Annotated in this window: 18 protein-coding genes and 4 tRNA genes; 6 read left to right on the forward strand and 16 right to left on the reverse strand. The window is 52.0% G+C overall.

The window, feature by feature from the left end; all coding sequences use genetic code 11:
• Nucleotides 1–95 precede the first annotated feature (95 nt).
• The 6 genes from hemC to aslA all read left to right on the forward strand — a co-directional run bounded on the left by hemC (nt 96) and on the right by aslA (nt 7,111).
• Entirely contained in the window at nt 96–1,037 is a 942-nt protein-coding gene (hemC, locus tag EFER_RS18515; RefSeq protein ID WP_000886612.1) for a hydroxymethylbilane synthase, read from the forward strand.
• Nucleotides 1,034–1,774 (forward strand): uroporphyrinogen-III synthase, encoded by a 741-nt coding sequence (hemD, locus tag EFER_RS18520; RefSeq protein WP_000026044.1) that lies wholly within the window; start codon nt 1,034–1,036, stop codon nt 1,772–1,774. Before hemC ends, hemD begins: the two co-directional genes overlap by 4 nt.
• A gap of 21 nt (nt 1,775–1,795) precedes the next feature.
• On the forward strand, nt 1,796–2,971 hold the full coding sequence (gene hemX, locus EFER_RS18525; RefSeq protein WP_000138979.1) for a uroporphyrinogen-III C-methyltransferase: 1,176 nt from the start codon (nt 1,796–1,798) through the stop codon (nt 2,969–2,971).
• Nucleotides 2,972–2,973: 2 nt separating this feature from the next.
• Nucleotides 2,974–4,170: a protoheme IX biogenesis protein HemY gene (gene hemY / locus EFER_RS18530; protein WP_000921812.1), complete on the forward strand. Its 1,197-nt coding sequence runs from the start codon at nt 2,974–2,976 to the stop codon at nt 4,168–4,170.
• 47 nt (nt 4,171–4,217) lie between these two features.
• Complete coding sequence (locus tag EFER_RS18535; RefSeq protein WP_001242765.1) at nt 4,218–4,808, forward strand: hypothetical protein; 591 nt, start codon at nt 4,218–4,220, stop codon at nt 4,806–4,808.
• A 647-nt stretch (nt 4,809–5,455) separates the two neighbouring features.
• Complete coding sequence (gene aslA, locus EFER_RS18540; RefSeq protein ID WP_000406035.1) at nt 5,456–7,111, forward strand: arylsulfatase AslA; 1,656 nt, start codon at nt 5,456–5,458, stop codon at nt 7,109–7,111.
• 90 nt (nt 7,112–7,201) lie between these two features.
• On the opposite strand, the gene EFER_RS18545 is transcribed toward aslA, so the two are convergent.
• From EFER_RS18545 to wecB, 16 genes are all read right to left on the reverse strand, one after another.
• Complete coding sequence (locus EFER_RS18545; protein ID WP_000941503.1) at nt 7,202–8,437, reverse strand: anaerobic sulfatase maturase; 1,236 nt, start codon at nt 8,435–8,437, stop codon at nt 7,202–7,204.
• A gap of 146 nt (nt 8,438–8,583) precedes the next feature.
• Nucleotides 8,584–8,660 (reverse strand) — tRNA-Pro (locus EFER_RS18550).
• Nucleotides 8,661–8,702: 42 nt separating this feature from the next.
• A tRNA-Leu gene (locus EFER_RS18555) sits at nt 8,703–8,790 on the reverse strand.
• A 20-nt stretch (nt 8,791–8,810) separates the two neighbouring features.
• Nucleotides 8,811–8,886, reverse strand: a tRNA-His gene (locus tag EFER_RS18560).
• 58 nt (nt 8,887–8,944) lie between these two features.
• Nucleotides 8,945–9,021, reverse strand: a tRNA-Arg gene (locus tag EFER_RS18565).
• 102 nt (nt 9,022–9,123) lie between these two features.
• Nucleotides 9,124–10,509, reverse strand: coding sequence for a bifunctional threonine/serine APC transporter ThrP (gene thrP, locus EFER_RS18570; protein WP_000774736.1), 1,386 nt, complete (start codon nt 10,507–10,509; stop codon nt 9,124–9,126).
• A gap of 190 nt (nt 10,510–10,699) precedes the next feature.
• A complete protein-coding gene (gene wecG, locus EFER_RS18575) occupies nt 10,700–11,440 on the reverse strand; it encodes a lipopolysaccharide N-acetylmannosaminouronosyltransferase (protein WP_001064029.1) in 741 nt (246 codons plus the stop codon).
• A gap of 2 nt (nt 11,441–11,442) precedes the next feature.
• Nucleotides 11,443–12,795, reverse strand: coding sequence for an ECA oligosaccharide polymerase (wzyE, locus tag EFER_RS18580; protein WP_000055118.1), 1,353 nt, complete (start codon nt 12,793–12,795; stop codon nt 11,443–11,445).
• On the reverse strand, nt 12,792–13,871 hold the full coding sequence (gene rffT / locus EFER_RS18585; RefSeq protein WP_000217211.1) for a TDP-N-acetylfucosamine:lipid II N-acetylfucosaminyltransferase: 1,080 nt from the start codon (nt 13,869–13,871) through the stop codon (nt 12,792–12,794). Before rffT ends, wzyE begins: the two co-directional genes overlap by 4 nt.
• Nucleotides 13,868–15,118 carry a lipid III flippase WzxE gene (gene wzxE / locus EFER_RS18590; RefSeq protein WP_000050278.1) on the reverse strand — a complete coding sequence of 417 codons (1,251 nt, stop codon included), beginning with the start codon at nt 15,116–15,118 and terminating at the stop codon, nt 13,868–13,870. The genes rffT and wzxE overlap by 4 nt, the downstream gene beginning before the upstream one ends.
• A 1-nt stretch (nt 15,119) precedes the next feature.
• A complete protein-coding gene (gene rffA / locus EFER_RS18595; protein WP_000612062.1) occupies nt 15,120–16,250 on the reverse strand; it encodes a dTDP-4-amino-4,6-dideoxygalactose transaminase in 1,131 nt (376 codons plus the stop codon).
• 4 nt (nt 16,251–16,254) lie between these two features.
• Nucleotides 16,255–16,929 carry a dTDP-4-amino-4,6-dideoxy-D-galactose acyltransferase gene (gene rffC, locus EFER_RS18600; RefSeq protein ID WP_001145145.1) on the reverse strand — a complete coding sequence of 225 codons (675 nt, stop codon included), beginning with the start codon at nt 16,927–16,929 and terminating at the stop codon, nt 16,255–16,257.
• Entirely contained in the window at nt 16,907–17,788 is an 882-nt protein-coding gene (rfbA, locus tag EFER_RS18605) for a glucose-1-phosphate thymidylyltransferase RfbA (protein ID WP_000676063.1), read from the reverse strand. The genes rffC and rfbA overlap by 23 nt, the downstream gene beginning before the upstream one ends.
• Nucleotides 17,789–17,806: 18 nt before the next feature.
• On the reverse strand, nt 17,807–18,874 hold the full coding sequence (gene rffG / locus EFER_RS18610) for a dTDP-glucose 4,6-dehydratase (RefSeq protein WP_001226577.1): 1,068 nt from the start codon (nt 18,872–18,874) through the stop codon (nt 17,807–17,809).
• On the reverse strand, nt 18,874–20,136 hold the full coding sequence (gene wecC, locus EFER_RS18615; protein ID WP_000006623.1) for a UDP-N-acetyl-D-mannosamine dehydrogenase: 1,263 nt from the start codon (nt 20,134–20,136) through the stop codon (nt 18,874–18,876). Before wecC ends, rffG begins: the two co-directional genes overlap by 1 nt.
• Nucleotides 20,133–21,263, reverse strand: coding sequence for a non-hydrolyzing UDP-N-acetylglucosamine 2-epimerase (gene wecB / locus EFER_RS18620; RefSeq protein ID WP_000866672.1), 1,131 nt, complete (start codon nt 21,261–21,263; stop codon nt 20,133–20,135). The genes wecC and wecB overlap by 4 nt, the downstream gene beginning before the upstream one ends.
• Nucleotides 21,264–21,301 lie beyond the last annotated feature (38 nt).

Raw genomic sequence — 21,301 nt, forward strand, 5'->3', positions numbered from 1 at the left:
TTATCTTGCCCTCTCCCTCACCTTCGACCGTAACACTGACATCCCAGTTGTAAGAATGTTAGGATGGTTCACGGAAGATAACGACGGTAACAAGCATGTTAGACAATGTTTTAAGAATTGCCACGCGGCAAAGCCCTCTTGCACTCTGGCAGGCACATTACGTTAAAGATGCGCTGATGGCCAAACACCCTGGATTGACAGTGGAACTGGTGCCAATGGTCACTCGTGGCGATGTCATTCTGGATACACCGCTGGCAAAAGTTGGCGGTAAAGGTTTATTCGTAAAAGAGCTTGAAGTCGCATTGCTGGAAAACCGTGCGGATATTGCTGTGCATTCGATGAAAGATGTGCCGGTCGAATTCCCACAAGGTCTGGGCCTGGTCACAATTTGTGAACGCGAAGATCCCCGCGATGCGTTTGTTTCGAACAAATATGCCAGTCTGGATGAGCTGCCAGCAGGCAGTATCGTTGGAACGTCGAGTTTACGCCGTCAGTGCCAGTTGGCGGAACGCCGCCCGGATCTGATTATCCGTTCACTGCGTGGCAATGTCGGTACACGCCTTAGTAAGCTGGATAACGGCGAATACGATGCCATTATTCTTGCCGTAGCCGGATTAAAACGTTTAGGGCTGGAATCACGCATTCGTGATGCGCTGCCGCCTGAAGTATCACTACCCGCGGTAGGACAAGGTGCGGTAGGTATTGAGTGTCGCCTTGATGATACGCGCACCCGCGAGCTACTCGCCGCGCTTAATCATCCTGAAACCGCGCTGCGTGTCACCGCCGAACGCGCTATGAACACCCGTCTTGAAGGTGGTTGTCAGGTGCCGATTGGTAGCTATGCGGAGCTAATTGGCGGTGAGATTTGGTTAAGAGCATTGGTTGGCGCACCGGATGGTTCGCAGATGATTCGTGGTGAACGCCGTGGTTCGCCGCAGGACGCCGAAAAAATGGGTATTTCGCTGGCAGAAGAACTGCTCAATAACGGCGCACGGGCGATTCTCGCTGATGTATATAACGGAGATGCCCCCGTATGAGTATTCTGGTCACCCGCCCGTCTCCCGCCGGGGAAGAATTAGTGAGCCGTCTGCGCACACTGGGCAAGGTGGCCTGGAGCTTTCCACTGATTGAATTTACCCCTGGCCGGGAGCTGCCTACGCTCTCCCGCCATCTGGAAACACTTGGCGATAACGATCTGCTCTTTGCACTTTCTCAACATGCAGTGTCATTCGCCCATGCGCAGTTGCAACAGCAGGGGCTAAACTGGCCATCACTTCCGCATTATTTCGCTATTGGCCGTACTACCGCTCTCGCCCTGCACACCGTAAGCGGACATAAGATTCGCTATCCACAAGATCGGGAAATCAGCGAAGTCTTGCTACAATTACCGGAATTACAAAGTATTGCGGGAAAACGCGCACTGATTTTGCGCGGTAACGGCGGCCGTGAATTGATCGGTCAGACGCTGACATCACGTGGTGCCGACGTTACTTTTTGTGAATGTTATCAACGCAGTGCGAAGCATTACGATGGTGCGGAAGAAGCAATGCGCTGGCAGTCTCGCGGCGTAACAACCGTCGTTGTAACCAGCGGTGAAATGCTGCAACAACTCTGGTCGCTGATTCCACAGTGGTATCGTGAGCACTGGTTACTACGCTGTCGGCTACTGGTCGTCAGTGAGCGTCTGGCGATCCTTGCCCAGGAACTGGGTTGGCAAGACATTCAGATCGCTGATAACGCCGACAACGATGCGCTACTACGCGCATTACAATAACTCTCATAATGGGAAGCCATAATGACGGAACAAGAAAAATCCTCCGCCGTGGTTGAAGAAACCAGGGAGAACGTGGATACCCCACCACAGCCAGTAGTTGCTGAGAAAAAAAGTAAAAACAGTACCGCGCTGGTCCTGAGTGCTGTGGCTATTGCCATTGCACTGGCGGCAGGCGTTGGGCTTTATGGCTGGGGTAAACAGCAGTCTGTTAATCAAACTGCCACCAGCGAAGCACTGGCTTTGCAGGTTACAGCGTTACAAAAAGCGCAGGAAAGCCAAAAGGCAGAACTGGAAGGTATCATCAAACAGCAAGCAGTTCAGCTGGCGCAGGCGACTCAACAGCAACAAGTGCTGGAAAAACAGTTGGCTGAAGTTCAGCAAAAAGTGGCCACTATTTCTGGTAGCGATGCGAAAACCTGGCTGCTGGCGCAAGCAGATTTTCTCGTCAAACTCGCCGGGCGGAAATTGTGGAGTGATCAGGATGCCACAACTGCCGCAGCACTGCTTAAAAGCGCAGACGCCAGCCTGGCCGATATGAATGATCCAAGTTTGATCGCTGCTCGCCGTGCGATTACTGATGATATCGCCAGCCTCTCTGCCGTTGAACAGGTGGACTATGATGGCATCATCCTCAAACTGAATCAGCTGTCTAATCAGGTAGATAACTTACGTCTCGCAGATAAAGACCCTGATGGTTCGCCAATGGACTCGGACGATAGTGAGCTTTCCAGTTCCATTAGCGAATGGCGCATTAACCTGCAAAAAAGCTGGCAAAACTTTATGGACAGCTTTATTACCATTCGTCGCCGTGATGACACAGCTGTACCTCTGCTCGCGCCAAATCAAGATATCTATTTGCGTGAAAATATTCGTTCTCGCCTGCTGGTTGCCGCACAGGCCGTACCACGTCATCAGGAAGAAACCTACCGCCAGGCGCTGGAGAATGTCTCCACCTGGGTGCGGGCGTATTACGATACTGATGACGCTACCACCAAAGCGTTCCTTGATGAGGTGGATCAGTTAAGTCAGCAGAATATCTCAATGGATGTGCCGGAAACCCTGCAAAGCCAGGCAATTCTGGAAAAACTGATGCAAACGCGCGTACGTAACCTGCTGGCACAACCTGCTGCTCCAGCAACGGAACCGACTCCTGCTCCACAAGTCGATACTCCGGCAGCTGCGCCGCAAGGAGAATAACCATGTTAAAAGTGTTATTGCTCTTTGTGTTGCTGATTGCGGGGATCGTGGTCGGCCCGATGATTGCCGGGCATCAGGGTTATGTACTGATCCAGACCGATACCTACAATATCGAAACCAGCGTCACTGGCCTGGCGATTATTTTGATTCTGGCGATGGTGGTGCTGTTTGCCATTGAGTGGCTACTGCGACGGATCTTCCGCACCGGCGCACACACCCGCGGGTGGTTTGTCGGACGTAAGCGTCGCCGTGCGCGTAAGCAGACCGAACAGGCGCTACTGAAACTTGCTGAAGGTGATTATCAGCAAGTTGAAAAACTGATGGCGAAAAATGCCGATCACGCTGAACAGCCGGTGGTGAACTATCTGCTGGCTGCCGAAGCCGCGCAACAACGTGGTGATGAAGCGCGCGCCAATCAGCATCTGGAACGCGCCGCAGAGCTGGCAGGTAACGACACCATCCCGGTGGAAATCACCCGTGTGCGTCTGCAACTGGCCCGTAATGAAAATCACGCCGCTCGCCACGGTGTGGATAAGTTGCTGGAAATTACGCCACGCCATCCAGAAGTGCTGCGTCTGGCGGAACAAGCGTATATCCGCACCGGTGCATGGAGTTCGCTGCTGGATATTATCCCATCGATGGCGAAAGCCCACGTTGGCGATGAAGAACATCGTGCAATGCTGGAACAACAGGCATGGATTGGCCTGATGGATCAGGCGCGTGCCGATGACGGTAGCGAAGGTTTGCGAAACTGGTGGAAAAACCAAAGCAGGAAAACGCGTCAACAGGTGGCGTTGCAGGTGGCAATGGCGGAACATCTTATTGAGTGTGACGATCATGATACTGCCCAGCAAATTATCATCGACGGCCTGAAACGCCAGTATGACGATCGCCTGCTGCTGCCGATCCCGCGCCTGAAAACCAATAACCCGGAACAGCTTGAAAAAGTGCTGCGCCAACAGATCAAAAACGTGGGCGATCGTCCGCTGCTGTGGAGCACACTGGGTCAGTCGCTGATGAAGCACGGAGAATGGCAGGAAGCATCGCTCGCCTTCCGCGCAGCGCTGAAACAACGTCCGGACGCCTACGATTACGCATGGCTTGCCGACGCGCTGGACAGACTGCACAAGCCGGAAGAAGCCGCAGAAATGCGCCGCGATGGCTTGATGCTGACGTTGCAGAACAACCCGCCACAGTAATTTATATCGCCTCGTTCAGAGGCGATATTTTTTACAAGGATGTCAAAATGCGTATGCCGTCCCACTCGCTTTTCCGCTTGCCATCGCCTGAAATTAATCCTGTTCGGGCAAGGTTGTTGCTTTGCTTTTTGATATGCGCTGCTCTGGCTGGCCTAAGCTGGTTGATTATTTCCTTCGTGCGTACGGGCAACACCTTAATTTTCTGGTTAACACTTTTTATTGTGTTTCTGATAGCCGCTGCGAAACAGGAGAAAATAAAGCTCCTCGAGAAGCGGCGAATCATGGCCGATAAACGTCAGGGACTTTCCATTTGTCAGTTCGCACGCCAGTTTGACCCCCGAACCGTAGATACATGGATCATTCGGGCTGTGTGGAATACCTTGCAAGAAAACGGCTATATCGGTTACCCACTGCCACTTAAAGCCGACGATAAACTGGACGAAGATCTGGATTTGGTAAACGATGTCGTTGAGTTAGAAGAGCTGGTCGAAGATATCGCCGCTCGCTGCGGACGCGATTTAACAGGACTAGAGACTAATCAGTTTCTTCCCATCGTCACGGTAGGCTCTCTTGTAAGGGTGCTAAATGCACAACCAATGACACAGGAGCGACGTAGCCTGTTGTTTATTCAGCCATAAAAAAACGCCTGCTCTTATTACGGAGCAGGCGTTAAAACAGGTCTGTTTGACAACAATTGGGTGCTTCACTCAACGTTATGTCCATGGTGTTTGATGAGGCATAAGCGACATCTGTCAGTGGACGATAAGCACCGTAAACGGCTCTGCGTCATTCCTGAGTTTATGAGGCACTAAGGCGAACATAAGAGATGGAATGAGCATCTACTCTTATATTATGACATATCATTCAGAAGAATAACATCCCTTTACCCAGAAATGAGATGACTCTGAACCGTACGTATTCCTGACATCTTTCGGAAAAAGTTGCTGATTATTCATAAACGAAATGAATATTTTTATAGCAGACAAGATAAATATAATTATTAATATGGATTAATCAACAAATAAATATAAATTAAATAAATACATCTACTCCGGAAAAGCAAAAGTGCATGAATAATCAACAAGATAATTAATCCGATGCTTACTAAATTCATGCCATCAGCGTAGGATAAAAAATGTTCTCACGCCATTAGTAATTATTCATTATATATATATTTATAGATTATATATTTTTGTATGAAATGGAATGCTGATGTCGTGATGAATTATTTCAGTAATGTTTATTTACGCCATATTCTGGATGACATGAAACCGGAGCATTTTGCATGGAAATTTCCTTTTCACCCAAACTTATTGTGGTCGCAGTCGCTGCGGCTATTCCTTTACTGGCCAACGCTGCAGATACCCCGTCAACCGCCACCGCGCGTGAGGGTTTTGCTGGTTACGATCACCCAAACCAGTATCTGGTTAAACCTGCAACCAAAATTGCCGACAACATGATGCCGGTAATGCAGCATCCCGCACAAGACAAAGAAACCCAGCAGAAGCTGGCAGAACTTGAGAAAAAAACCGGTAAGAAGCCCAATGTGGTTATCTTCCTGCTGGATGACGTGGGCTGGATGGATGTCGGCTTTAATGGCGGTGGCGTGGCGGTAGGTAACCCAACGCCAGATATTGACGCCGTTGCCAGCCAGGGATTGATTTTAACCTCTGCGTATTCTCAACCAAGTTCTTCCCCTACCCGCGCCACCATTCTCACCGGACAATACTCCATCCACCACGGCATTCTGATGCCGCCAATGTACGGGCAACCGGGCGGTCTGCAAGGGTTAACCACCCTGCCGCAATTGCTGCACGACCAAGGTTACGTCACCCAGGCTATCGGAAAATGGCATATGGGGGAAAACAAAGAGTCGCAGCCGCAGAACGTCGGATTTGATGATTTCCGTGGCTTCAACTCAGTGTCCGATATGTATACCGAATGGCGCGATGTTCACGTCAACCCGGAAGTCGCCCTGAGTCCGGACCGTTCTGAATACATCAAGCAATTACCATTTAGCAAAGATGATGTTCATGCCGTGCGCGGCGGCGAACAACAGGCCATTGCTGACATTACGCCAAAATATATGGAAGACCTGGATCAACGCTGGATGGAATATGGCGTTAAGTTCCTCGACAAGATGGCGAAGAGCGATAAGCCTTTCTTCCTCTACTACGGCACTCGCGGCTGTCACTTCGATAACTACCCAAATGCGAAATATGCGGGTAGCTCTCCGGCGCGCACCTCTTACGGCGACTGCATGGTGGAGATGAACGATATCTTCGCCAATCTGTATAAAGCACTGGAGAAAAACGGTCAGCTTGATAACACGCTGATTGTGTTCACCTCTGATAACGGTCCGGAAGCCGAAGTTCCGCCGCACGGTCGCACACCGTTCCGCGGTGCGAAAGGTTCTACATGGGAAGGCGGCGTTCGCGTACCAACTTTCGTTTACTGGAAAGGCATGATCCAACCGCGTAAATCTGACGGTATTGTCGATCTGGCGGATCTCTTCCCAACCGCGCTGGATCTGGCAGGACATCCTGGAGCGAAAGTGGCGAATTTAGTGCCGAAAACCACCTTTATTGATGGTGTGGACCAGACATCTTTCTTCCTGGGAACAAATGGTCAGTCTAACCGTAAGGCCGAGCACTACTTCCTCAATGGCAAACTTTCTGCTGTGCGTATGGATGAGTTTAAATATCACGTACTAATCCAACAGCCATACGCTTATACCCAGAGCGGATATCAGGGTGGATTCACCGGCACGGTTATGCAAACGGCGGGATCATCGGTATTTAACCTGTACACCGATCCGCAGGAAAGCGATTCTATAGGCGTGCGCCATATTCCGATGGGTGTACCACTGCAAACGGAAATGCACGCGTATATGGAGATCCTGAAAAAATATCCACCACGCGCGCAGATTAAATCTGATTAATTCAGCACTATCGCTCTGCTCTGCCTTTGCCGGATGCGATGCTGACACATCCGGCAATCAACCACAGGCGGCCTCCAAACGGCCGCTTTTTTACTTATTCACCACCATCAAATGCGCCTGCATAATGTCGCTGGCCGGGCGACCGTGCGCCAGCAAATCAGCCATGGCTTTAAGATATGGCGGTAGATGGCGGAAATAACGCTGATACCCGGCACACAAATAATTCAGCCCCGGTTTACCGCTGGTATCGAGCATGAAGCGGTGTTTCGGACAGCCTCCCCAACATGCTTTTAACACGTTACAACTGCGACACTGCGCCGGTAACTGCTTAAATTTATCTTCACCAAACACCTGCTGTTGCGGGGAATCTACCATTTCTGCAATTGTCTGCTGAAGCATATTCCCCAGTCGATATTGCGGATAAACATAGTGATCGCAGGCGTAAACGTCGCCGTTGTGTTCGACAATCACCGAGCGTCCACAGGTCGGCTGATGATGGCAAACCGCACCCGGCGCATCGACAAAATTGGCAAACGCCCATTCGATATTCATCACGAAAATCTTGCCGACGTCACGTTTGATCCAGTGGTCAAAAATTGCCACCAGAAACTCACCGAATTCATCGGGGCGCACCGACCATTCTGTCAGCTCACCCTGAATATCGCCAGGCGCATGTAATTTCAGTCCATGGCGGGCGGCTGTTTCATCAGCCAGACGCTCCACCACCGGAATAAACTGGATGAACTCCACGCCTGCATCGCACAAAAAATCATAAACCTGTAACGGTTGCTGCACGCTGGTGCAGTTGACACAAACCAGCACGTTATAGTCGACATGATGTTTTTGCAGGAGCGTCAGGGCACGCATCACCAGCTTATGCGTGGGTCTGCCACCTTTGGTCACGCGATATTGATTGTGGATCTCAGCCGGACCGTCCAGCGATAACCCAACAAGAAAATGATTTTCTGCCAGAAATGCACACCACTCATCATCAAGCAGCACACCGTTAGTCTGGAAGCTGTTACTTATCTTCCTGTCAGCACCATATTTCGCCTGTAGCGCCACGGCACGGCGGTAAAAATCCAGCCCGAGTAACGTTGGTTCGCCGCCCTGCCAGGTAAAAGCCACTTCGTTTTGGGGTTCGCTGGCAGCGATATAGTGACGGACATACGCTTCCAGCGTGTCATCGTCCATATGCGCAACTGGCTTTTCGCGGTAAAGGGATTGTTTTTCGAGATAAAAACAGTAGTCACAGTTCAGATTACAATCGGAACCGCTTGGTTTCGCCATCACATGAAAAGCACGCGTTGGAACCTGTTGCAGCATGGTCGCTCCTTGCCTGAAGTCATCCTTCAATACGTTAAGGGCGAAATCATACCGTGTAGCAATGAGTGACTACGGGCGTTTCTTGCGAAGGGAGAGTGATGAAATGCACAGAAAACAAAAAACCCCGCCGAAGCGGGGTTCAAAATTGGTCGGCGAGAGAGGATTCGAACCTCCGACCCACTGGTCCCAAACCAGTTGCGCTACCAAGCTGCGCTACTCGCCGAAATACTGCTTTTTGAATTTTTAGTTCAATTCTTTAAAGTCGTGGTGCGAGGGGGGGGACTTGAACCCCCCACGTCCGTAAGGACACTAACACCTGAAGCTAGCGCGTCTACCAATTCCGCCACCTTCGCATTGTCACAACTTCTAATAATGGGGTGGCTAATGGGATTCGAACCCACGACAACTGGAATCACAATCCAGGGCTCTACCAACTGAGCTATAGCCACCACTACAAATCTTGTTACGCGGTATTACTACCACCGCAGCTCAAGCGCCGGGACTAAATGGCGCGCCCGACAGGATTCGAACCTGAGACCTCTGCCTCCGGAGGGCAGCGCTCTATCCAGCTGAGCTACGGGCGCTTAGCGCCGTTGCGGGGGTGGATAATACGGACTTCCCACCCCTCTGTCTAGTCCCTTTTTAAATAAATTGCGCGTTTGGTTACGGTTTGTGCGTTTTGCCGATTATTCATCCAGCTTATGCGCTTTACCGTGGCGATTAAGTCCAAAAACTTTATAAATTGCCGTCACCGCCAGCATAAAGATGATGCCGACAAACAGTGACATACGCGTATCTTCATTAAAGTACATGCCGATCAAAACGCAAATCAGGAATGCCATTGTTACGTAGTTGGCCCACGGGAACAGGATTGAGCGGAACGGATGGCTGGCAATCGCCGCTTTGTGCGCTCGACGAAAACGCAACTGGCTTATCAAAATCACAAACCATGGCACCATCCCCGGAAGCACGCTGGCACTGTAGACATAGACAAACACACGCTGTGGATTGGGAATGATATAGTTCAGGCATGAGCCAATTAACAGAATAGCAATTGATACCGCCACGCCTGCAACCGGAACACCTTGACGGGAAACTTTCGCCATCGCCGCCGGTAACTGACGGTTTTTCGCCAGCGCGTAGAGCATACGTCCGCAACTGTACATGCCGCTGTTACAGCCAGAGAGCGCAGCCGTCAGCACCACAAAGTTGATAATACCCGCCGCTGCGGTAATGCCGATTTTGGCGAAAGTCAGTACGAACGGGCTGCCGTTGCTGCCAATTTCATTCCACGGGAAGATGGTGACAATAACGAAAATCGCACCTACGTAGAAAATCAGGATTCGCCACAGCACTTTGCCAACGGCACTACGCAGTGTCACCTGCGGATTCTTCGCTTCACCGGCCGTAATGCCAATCAGCTCCACGCCCTGGTAGGACGCCACCACAATACACAATGCGGTCAGGAACCCTTTCCAGCCACCCGCAAAGAAACCGCCATGCTCTGTGAGATTGCTAAAACCAATCGACTGCCCGCCATTGCCAAAACCAAAGAAAATTACGCCCAGGCCAATGACAATCATCACGATAATCGTGGTGACTTTGATCATCGCGAACCAGAATTCGATTTCGCCGTACAACCGCACTGCCGCCAGATTCGCCAACGCTACCAGCGCCACCGCGATCAATGCGGGTATCCACTGCGCCATCTCCGGGAACCAGAACTGGACATAAACGCCAATGGCGGTGATTTCTGAGATCCCCACCGCCATCCACATAAACCAGTAAGACCAGGCGGTGAGATAGCCAAAAAACGGGCTCATATAACGATGCGCATAAACGGCGAACGAACCGGTAACCGGTTCGAGGAACAACATTTCGCCCATTGAACGCATGATGAAAAAGACGAACAGCCCGGCGATGATATAGGCCAACAATACGGATGGCCCGGCCCATTTCAGGGTACTGGCGGCCCCCATAAACAGGCCGACGCCAATGGTGCCCCCCAGGGCGATGAGTTCGATATGTCGAGCTTCCAGCCCACGCTGTAGCTCTGGTTTGTTATCTGCCATAAATCCTCGTGTTGTGTTTGCATGCTTTCCGGTGTTACCGGTTATCGTTATGGGTACATCGAGTGTTGCGAATGTTTTCGTAATTCAGGAGAAATGGCAAATAAAGCATTAAAAATTTGAATGCTTTGTGTAATAAAAAGACAGGCAGGCGACGAAGTGACCACTCCGTCGCTTTACAGAGAGAGGAAAATCAGAGGTTGCCGGTGTAATGCCAGCGTAAATAACGCAGCAAACGAAGCTGACGCTTAATGCGGCTCGGCTGCGAAAGCAGGCGGTAGAGCCACTCCAGCCCCAGCGTTTGCCAGATTTTCGGTGCGCGTTTCACGTGACCGGTGAAAACATCGTAAGTCCCGCCAACGCCCATATACAGCGCATCCGGATGCACCAGACGGCAGTCGCGCATGAAGATCTCCTGCTTTGGCGATCCCATCGCAACGGTGACGATTTGCGCTCCGCTGGCATGAATGCGTTCAAACAGCGCCTGACGCTGCTCGGGTTTAAAATAACCATCCTGACTGCCAACGATATTCACATTCCACTGATTGCGCAGTTTAGCTTCAGTTTGCGCCAGCACTTCAGGTTTACCGCCCACAAGAAATACCGGCGTCCCTTCTTTGCCTGCGCGCGCCATCAGCTCTTCCCAGAGATCGGCCCCGGCAACGCGGGAAACCTGTGCCTGCGGGTACTTTTTACGTACTGAACGTACAACGCTGATGCCATCAGCATATTTAAATTCGGCAGCATTAATTAACGCCCTGACCTCGGCGTTATCTTCAATGGTCAGCATTTTTTCGGCATTAATGGCAACCAACGTTCCCTGCTTAAGCTGCCCGTCAGCAAACAGATAATCGAGAGCGTGCTGCATATCACGCCAACCGATTAACTGCAAGCCACGCAACGTATAGGTCGGTGCTGTGGTGTTGTTATTCATTGTTATCCTTCAACCTGCGTCCGGAGCGATGATTTTGTACGTTTATGAATGAGTCCGGCGCTTTCAAAAAGCCAGTACAACAGTTTTGCGATCATCAGACATGCGCCGAAGACCACGATAAAAAAGACCACGCGTGAGACAAACGAGTCCAGCCCTTCACGCGCCAGTACGATCATATTGAAGATCGCCCCGAAGCAGAAACTGTGCAATATCGCAGCCTTATAGCGATTAGTTTCGCGGTTACCCAGCTCATACAGCCAGTCGAACCATTTGATGATCAGACCAACCACGATCGCCCCCAGAGGAATAAACAGCGCGCCGCCCATCACCACTAGTGAACCAATAAGCGTAGGCGAGATCGCCAGACCAGAGTGGTTATTCAGAACTTCCCAGGTAAAGTAGTTGGCGGAGTTCAGCACCATACTCGGGCGACCCGGCCACAGCCAGGAAGGGATAAAGACATAGAAATCGCGGACAATGGGAGCCAGGCCCTGGAAGTCGATGTTGTCGTAGTTCTGCAACAGCAACGCCAGATTCTCCCACGGCGAGAAGGTGTCGCGAGTGAGATAGAGAAACGTATAGAACGCTTCATCGCCGCTCACATTCATTCCATAGCGTTTTAGCGCCAGCCAGAACATGCCCACAATCCCCAGCACGCCCGCCGCCGCCAGCATCCACAACGAAATCCAGCCGCGAATAATGCCAATAAACAGGAAGATAGCAAATGCGATGATAATATTGGCGCGAGTGCCGCCGACAATCATGTAAGTCAACAAGCCAAACGCTACCGTGCTGACGAGGAAAAACAGCCACGCTTTGCTGTCCTGGCGCAGAAAGTAGACCACCAGCATCGCCGGGATGAAAAAGTAAAAGAAGCGCTTTAACGCCACGCCGGAGACTTCACTGGAGAAGATCTGACTGTAGGAGTTAAGCCGGAACAGCAAAAATCCGTTGTGCATGAAGAAGATGCCGACGCTTACCAACGCAATGCCCATCAGAATCACCCATGTGAGATTGGTCTCCACGCGGTTCATGGTAAACAATGGGCGGCGCGGTACATCGGTAGTGCGTTTGCGTAGGCGGGTTTTGTAAGTGACGTAGTAAACCGCATAGAAGCAGCCCGCAGAAAGCAACGCCTGTAACAAGATTTCTGGCGGCGCGACACCAACATCAAAGCGAAATACCAGCACGCTGGTCAGCGGAAAGCCGAAGAAAAAGGTGAGCAAAAACAGCAATGAAAAGAAGACATTGAAGTTAAAGCGCACACGGCGAAACTCAAACCAGGTCAGCGTGGCAATAAACAGCGTGCAGAGCAGCCAGACAACAAACAGGCCACTGAATTGCAGCAGACTCATGCGACCTCCCCGGCGGCAATCGCCAACGCCCGCTGCCAGCCTTGCAGATAGTTCGGGCTAAAGAAGGCAATGGTGTTTTTATCCACCGACGCAAGCTGGCGCTGCGCTTCACGCACAATATCCTCGTTGAGATCGTCGGTAGTAAACAGCACCGGCAAATGCTGTTCCGTCATATCCTGCCAGAACGGATTTTCCCGGTTAAGCACACAAGGAATACCCGCCTGAATAAGTAAGCACAGCGTACCAATGCCCTGCTGGCGGGCAAAAATAAAGTAACCGAGATCGCACTGACGAAGTAGCGTCAGATAGGCGTCAAATTCCAGTTTTTCGCTCAGAACTTGCAGATTTTCTTCGCTGAATAACGCCAGCCCCGCCTGACGAACTTCCTCGATGTACGCTTCGTTATTAGGCGGATATCCCATCGGTACAACCACTTTTACAGTATCGCCAAATTGCTGATGAACGGCGCGTAAGGCGGCGACATGCTCATTGCTGCGGTCGCCGGAGTTCCCCACCAGAATGGTCATTTTCCCTTCACGTTGGCGATCGTTCGCCATCGTATTGAGAGAAGGGTCCATCCGCGTCGGGAAGTACAGCAGTTCGCCCCGCACCTTTGGATGCGTTTTGGCAAAAAAACTCAAATCACCGCGAGTGGCAAATACACAGCCGACTCGCTTTTGCGCCAGACGGCGCAGCGGATAAAAAAGCTTATATCTCAAGCCACTGGAAAGCTCATACAGGTCTGCCCCCCAGATATGCCAGTAAAACTGGCTGGGCTTAATGCCCCCACTCAGCAGGGCCAGCCACAGTTTGGGATTGAACTGACCGTGGAAGAAAAATCGCTGCTGACGGTTAGCTTTTGCTTTCGCAATGACCGCTTCCGCCAGCGATTTTTTCCCAGGGAAAAATTGCACAGAAAGCGCCGGACAGCTATCAATTAGGCCGTCGTCCTTGCCAACAACCATAAACTCGCGCGCATTCTCGCTCGTCGCGGCCAGCACGTCGTTGAAAAACCGCAGAACGGTTTGGTTATGGTGAGGGATATCCGATCCCAGTACGTGAATCAGTACAGTCATGCCCGCCTACGCCAGAGTAAAAATACTCCACAACAAAGAGAAAAATAGACGATATAGGTTGCCATGTAGGCCTGCGCCGCGCCCAGTGCGCCATGCGCGGGGATTAGCCAGTGGGCAAATACCATCAATAAAGTGAACTGGCTGACTTCCGCCAGAATATAAAACCGCAGTGACGCTTTGGCGATCACCAGATAACCAAAGACATAAGCGCCCACTTTTAATACATCGCCCACCAACTGCCAGGCAAAGAGATCGCGCATAGCGGTAAATTTATTCGACAACAGCAGCCAGATAGCAAAATCACGCAGCAACCAGACGGTAAAACTCGCCACAGCTACCGCCGGTAAGACGAATTTCAGCGATTTAACCACTTCCCGGGTGATATCGCGCTTTTCCGTTAGCCGCGACAACGTGGGCAGCAAATATACGCTGAACGATGCCGTAATAAATTGCAGGTAGGCATCGGAAATACTGCTCACCCCTTGCCAGATACCCACTTCATCCCAGCTATACTGCGCCGCCAACAGTTTACGCATCATGATGTACGCAACGGGCAAGGTCACCGACGTAATCAACGCCATGAGCGTAAATTTGCTCAACTGCCCAGCCAGGCCGTTATCCCAGCTGGGTTTCAGATAGCTTAACGGGATGGCACCACGTTTGATCAACATGATGACGGCAGGAATCACCACCAACGCGGGAATCAGCGCCAGCCCCAGCAATGCCCCTTCATAACCGCCCAAACGGTAACTGACATAATAAGCAATTACGCCAATCAGGCTGCCGACAATCAGCGATAACGCATTACCTGCAGCATCGCGAAAGCCTTTCATCAGCGCCAGCAACAGGTTGCCCCAGGCGATCCCCATTTGCACCAGCGCCACTAAACGCACCAGCCCCACATAGTCGGTATTACCAAACAATCCCTGGCTAATTGGCGCTGCCGCCAGCACAAAAACCAGCGCCATCAGCGTAGAGAAGCCAAGCACCATCGCTGATGAAGTGCCGACCACGCGGCGCAGCTGCTGCGGATTATCATGGTACTGGGCAACGTATTTGGTTACGCCGTTAAAGATGCCTGCCCCAGCAAGCACACCGAGCACGGTAATCAACTGGCGGAAATTTGCCGCCAGCCCAAGCCCCGCCGGACCAAATGACACCGCCAGCAACTTACCGACCAGTAACCCGGCACCAATCTTGACCAGTGTACTGGCCGCCGTCCATAAGGACGCTTTTGCCAACGACATATCAGGAGAAGTAATTCAACAAGGTCGCAATTACCGTACGCTGATTGACGGGCGACAGGTTGTAGAACAGCGGCAGGCGCAGCAGGCGCTCGCTCTCTTTGGTGGTGTAGCGATCTTCACCGTGGAACTCACCAAAGCGTTCCCCCGCAGGGCAACCGTGCAGCGGAATATAATGGAACACCGCCATGATTTCCGCTTCTTTCAGAAAGTTAATCAACGCGCTCCGGTCATCAATATCCCGCAGTTTAATGTAGAACATATGCGCATTCTGCACGCAGCCATCCGGAATCGATGGTAGCTCGATACGCCCGGCTTTCGCCAGAGGCGCTAACGCATCGTAGTAGTTTTGCCACAGCGCCAGACGTTGCTGGTTGATACGATCCGCAGCTTCCAGTTGCGCCCACAGGTACGCGGCTTGCAGATCGGACATCAAATAGCTGGAGCCAATATCGCGCCAGGTATATTTATCAACCTGACCACGGAAGAACTGGCTGCGGTTAGTCCCTTTTTCCCGGATGATTTCGGCTCGTTCGATCAATGCCTTATCGTTGATCAGCGTCGCGCCGCCTTCACCGCCCGCCGTGTAATTTTTGGTTTCATGGAAGCTAAAGCAGCCAATATGACCAATGGTTCCCAGCGCACGCCCTTTGTAAGTGGACATCACGCCCTGAGCGGCATCTTCCACCACAAACAGGTTATACTTTTTCGCCAACGCCATAATGGTGTCCATTTCACAGGCCACGCCTGCGTAATGCACCGGCACGATAACGCGCGTTTTGTCGGTGATCGCCGCTTCAATCAGCGTTTCGTCGATATTCATGGTGTCCGGGCGAACATCCACAAAGACGATTTTCGCGCCACGCAGCACAAAGGCATTGGCGGTGGAGACAAAGGTGTAGCTCGGCATGATCACTTCATCGCCAGGCTGGATATCGAGCAGCAGCGCCGCCATCTCCAGAGAAGCGGTGCAGGACGGCGTCAACAGCACTTTGGCGCTGCCAAAACGTTGTTCCAGCCACTGCTGACAGCGACGGGTAAAACCGCCATCGCCACACAGTTTGCCGCTACCCATTGCCGACTGCATATAGTCGAGTTCGGTTCCCACCACCGGCGGTGCGTTAAATGGAATCATGTGATCACCTGTATAACCAGTACGCGGTGCTTTCTACATTCGCACCACTTTGTATGTATCGTTTAAGCGCGGCGGTGTTGCCCATCTGGGTCGCCACCCGCAAAGTTGTTTTACCGCGAGCATACGCCCAGTTTAGCGCTGTTTGCATCAGCTCAGCACCTGCACCGCGTCCAGCCAGCAGGCCAATTCGCGCATCTGTCGCATTGAGTTCCCGTAAAGAGACATAGCCGCGAATATCGCCGGACGCCGAACGTAAAATGAGGCATTGATGATCAAAGGTGCCGCGCACGGCATTTTCAACCCACTGCGCATAAAAGCGACCGCTGGCGTCAGGCGCATACCACGGCGCACGAAAACGGCTTTGCGCAAATGCGGCGCTGGCTAACTGACGTAATGCGGGAATATCTGTCTCTTGTGCCACTTCTGCGCCGCTATCACTGACATTGTTCACGGGTAGCGCCAAATCAACTTCACCTTCAACCAGGCAGAATCCCAGCTGTTGCAAGGCATCCAGCTCAACAGTATTTGATGCAGTAATTTTGGCCTGTACTCGTGACCACGGCGCTAAAGCGTCTGGCGTCAGGAGTGGCGCATCAGGAGTGATGCGCACGATAGCGCTGTTAACGCCAAAGAAGGCATTTTCCCAGGCTAGTGGTTCAATACTGGCGCGGACGGGCACGGAGTAACTCCAGCAGATATTGGCCGTAGCCAGTTTTCGCTAATGAACTGGCAGCACGCTTCACACCTTCGTCATCGAGCCAGCCGTTACGCCAGGCAATCTCTTCCAGGCAGGCAATCTTAAAGCCCTGGCGTTTTTCCACCGTCTGTACAAAGGTACTGGCTTCAATCAGGCTGTCGTGTGTGCCGGTGTCCAGCCAGGCAAATCCGCGCCCGAGGAGTTCAACGGTCAGGTTGCCTGCCTCAAGGTACATCTGGTTGATGGAGGTAATCTCCAGTTCACCACGCTCCGACGGCTTCACCTGCTTTGCGTACTCCACAACTTTACTGTCGTAGAAATAAAGCCCGGTCACCGCCCAGTTTGATTTTGGCTGTTTTGGCTTTTCTTCCAGAGAGATAGCGCGGAAATTGTCGTCAAACTCCACGACGCCAAAGCGTTCTGGATCCATTACCTGATAGCCAAATACCGTCGCCCCTTGCGTGCGCGCCGCAACATGGCGCAGCTTCGGACTGAAGCCCTGACCGAAGAAGATGTTATCGCCCAGCACCAGACAAGATGGCTCACCATTAAGGAAGGTTTCACCGATGATAAATGCCTGTGCAAGACCGTCCGGGCTGGGCTGTTCGGCATATTCCAGCTGGATACCGAACTCACTACCATCGCCCAGCAGGCGCTGGAAATAACCTTTATCTTCCGGCGTGGTGATGATGAGAATTTCGCGGATACCGGCCAGCATCAGCACCGACAGCGGATAGTAAATCATTGGCTTATCGTAAATCGGCAATAGTTGCTTCGATACGCCGCGCGTAATCGGATGCAATCGGGTGCCGGAACCGCCCGCCAGGATAATACCTTTCATGTTTGCCTCCGCTGAGAATTAGCCGTTCAGACCTAAACGCTCACCCTGATAGCTGCCGTCCTGCACCTGCTTCCACCAGCTTTCATTAGCCAGATACCACTGCACTGTTTTACGCATTCCACTTTCAAAGGTTTCCTGCGGCAGCCAGCCAAGTTCACGGGCAATTTTCGCAGCATCAATGGCATAGCGTAGGTCATGCCCTGGACGGTCAGCGACAAAGGTAATCAGATCGCGATAGTGCGCCACACCGTGCGGTTTATTCGGGGCCAGTTCTTCCAGCAGCTCGCAAATGGTTTCCACAACCTCGAGATTCTTACGCTCGTTGTGACCACCAATATTATAGGTTTCACCGACTTTCCCGGTGGTCACCACGCAATACAGCGCGCGGGCATGATCTTCAACATATAACCAGTCACGGATTTGCTGCCCATTGCCATATACCGGCAGCGGTTTACCCGCCAGCGCGTTGAGAATCATCAGCGGGATCAGCTTTTCAGGAAAGTGGTAAGGACCGTAGTTATTAGAGCAGTTGGTGATTAACGTCGGCAGGCCGTAGGTCCGCAGCCAGGCGCGCACCAGATGGTCGCTGCTGGCTTTTGAAGCAGAATAAGGGCTGCTCGGCGAATACGGCGTGGTTTCGGTGAAGAAATCATCTGTGGAATGTAGGTCACCGTATACTTCATCGGTGGAGATATGATGAAAACGGAACGCCGATTTTTTGTCTTCTGCCAGCGCATTCCAGTAAGCCCGCGCCGCTTCAAGCAGTGTATAAGTCCCGACAATGTTGGTTTCGATAAACGCTGCCGGGCCGTCAATAGAACGGTCAACATGGCTTTCAGCTGCCAGATGCATGACGCAGTCTGGCTGATGTTCTGTGAAAACACGCGCCAGTTCTGCCCGATCGCAGATATCAACTTTCTCAAAGGCAAAGCGATCGCTTTGCGCGACTGGTGCCAACGACATCAGGTTTCCGGCGTAAGTCAGCTTATCGACCACCACCACCGCATCGTTCGTCTCGTTGATGATATAACGCACCAGCGCCGAGCCAATAAACCCGGCACCGCCTGTTATCAGAATCTTTCTCATTAGCGCCAGACTCCTTTGGCATCGACGACATACTGCTGATGAACGTTGTCGCCATTGATAACTTTGAACTGACTATGATCGACCAACATCACCAGCACATCTGCCGTTGCCAGCGCCTCGTCAAGCTGCGCCAGAGTACAAAGCCCATTCAGTTTGTTCGGCAACTGGTGAATGTTAGGCTCAACAACCAGCGTTTCGCCGCTGTGCCACTGAGCGATCAATTCAGCGATTTCCATCGCCGGACTTTCGCGCAGGTCATCAATATTCGGTTTAAACGCCAGACCAAAACAGGCAATTTTCAGCTCACTGGCGCGTTTATCGGTAGCGGCCAGGCAGTCGGCAACCGCCGCTTTGACCTGATCAATCACCCAGAACGGTTTGTGATCGTTCACTTCACGCGCGGTACGGATAAGCCGCGCCTGCTGCGGATTCTGTGCCACGATAAACCACGGATCAACAGCGATGCAGTGACCACCCACGCCAGGGCCAGGTTGAAGAATATTGACGCGTGGGTGGCGATTCGCCAGGCGAATCAGTTCCCAGACGTTAATCCCCTGATCGGCGCAAATCAGCGACAGTTCGTTAGCAAAAGCGATATTCACATCGCGGAAGCTGTTCTCGGTGAGTTTACACATTTCCGCCGTCCGTGAGTTAGTGACGACACACTCACCTTCGAGGAAAATTTTGTACAGTTCGCTGGCACGGGCCGAACAAACCGGCGTCATACCACCAATCACGCGATCGTTTTTAATCAGCTCGACCATAACCTGGCCCGGTAACACGCGTTCCGGGCAGTAAGCAATGTTGACGTCCGCTTGCTCGCCCACCTGCTGTGGGAAAGTCAGGTCCGGACGCATCTCTGCTAACCATTCTGCCATCTTCTCGGTTGACCCCACCGGCGAGGTGGATTCAAGGATCACCAGCGCGCCTTTTTTCAGCACTGGCGCAATGGAGCGAGCAGCCGATTCAACGTAGGTCATATCTGGCTCATGATCGCCTTTAAACGGCGTGGGTACAGCAATCAGCCAGGCATCCGCTTCAACCGGCGTCGTGCTCGCTCGTAAAAAACCGCCTTCTACGGCAGTTTTTACTACGCTCGCCAAATCAGGCTCGACGATATGGATTTCGCCACGATTGATGGTATCAACTGCGTGTTGGTTGATATCGACACCAATCACCTGTTTTTGCCGTGAGGCAAACGCTGCCGCCGTTGGCAGCCCGATATAACCCAGTCCGATAACAGAAATGGTCGCAAAACTCATAGTGATATCCGATTATTTTTTAACGCTTCCAGAATGCGAGAGCATGCCTGACCATCACCATACGGGTTATGGGCACGGCTCATAGTTTGATATTCGTTTTCATCTTTTAAAAGACGCGTCACTTCCTCGACAATTCGCTGCTTATCCGTGCCTACCAGACGCACCGTACCTGCCGTCACCGCTTCCGGACGCTCGGTGGTATCGCGCATCACCAGCACCGGTTTCCCCAGCGAAGGCGCTTCCTCCTGAATGCCGCCTGAGTCAGTCAAAATCAGCCAGGCGTGGTTCATCAGCCAGACAAACGGTAAATACTCCTGAGGATCGATCAGAATGACATTTTTCACGTGCCCCAGAATGCGATTGACCGGCTCTCTGACGTTCGGGTTGAGATGCACCGGATAGACAATCTGGATGTCCTGGTGCGTGGTGGCGATGTCTGCCAGTGCATGGCAGATTTCTTCAAAACCACGACCAAAGCTCTCACGCCTGTGACCGGTCACCAGAATCATCTTTTTATCAGGGTCGATAAACGGATAATTTGCCGCCAGTTCTGAACGCAGCGTATCGCTGCTCATCACCTGGTCACGCACCCATAACAGTGCATCAATAACGGTATTACCGGTAATGAAGATTCGGCTGTCAGCAACGTTTTCACGCAGCAAGTTTTGCCGGGAAGTTTCGGTTGGAGAGAAGTGATACATCGCCAGATGCCCGGTCAATGTACGGTTAGCCTCTTCCGGCCACGGCGAATAGAGATCGCCCGTGCGCAGACCAGCCTCAACGTGACCAACAGGAATACGCTGATAAAACGCTGCCAGGCTGGTTGCCAGCGTCGTCGTCGTATCACCGTGAACCAGCACGACGTCTGGTTTGAATTCGGCAAGAATTGGTTTTAGCCCTTCCAGAATCCGACAGGTTATCTCTGTCAGGCCCTGTCCTGGCTGCATTATGTTGAGATCGTAGTCAGGTACAATGGAAAAGAGTTTCAGCACCTGATCGAGCATCTCCCGATGCTGCGCAGTGACGCAAACTTTAGCCTCAAAAAAAGGATCTTTTGCCAACGCATGCACCAACGGCGCCATCTTGATGGCTTCCGGGCGCGTACCAAATACAGTCAGTACTTTCACATCGATTCTCTTCGAATAAGCGGCGAGCGCCTTTGCGC

Source organism: Escherichia fergusonii ATCC 35469 (assembly GCF_000026225.1).
Taxonomy (GTDB): Bacteria; Pseudomonadota; Gammaproteobacteria; order Enterobacterales; family Enterobacteriaceae; genus Escherichia; species Escherichia fergusonii.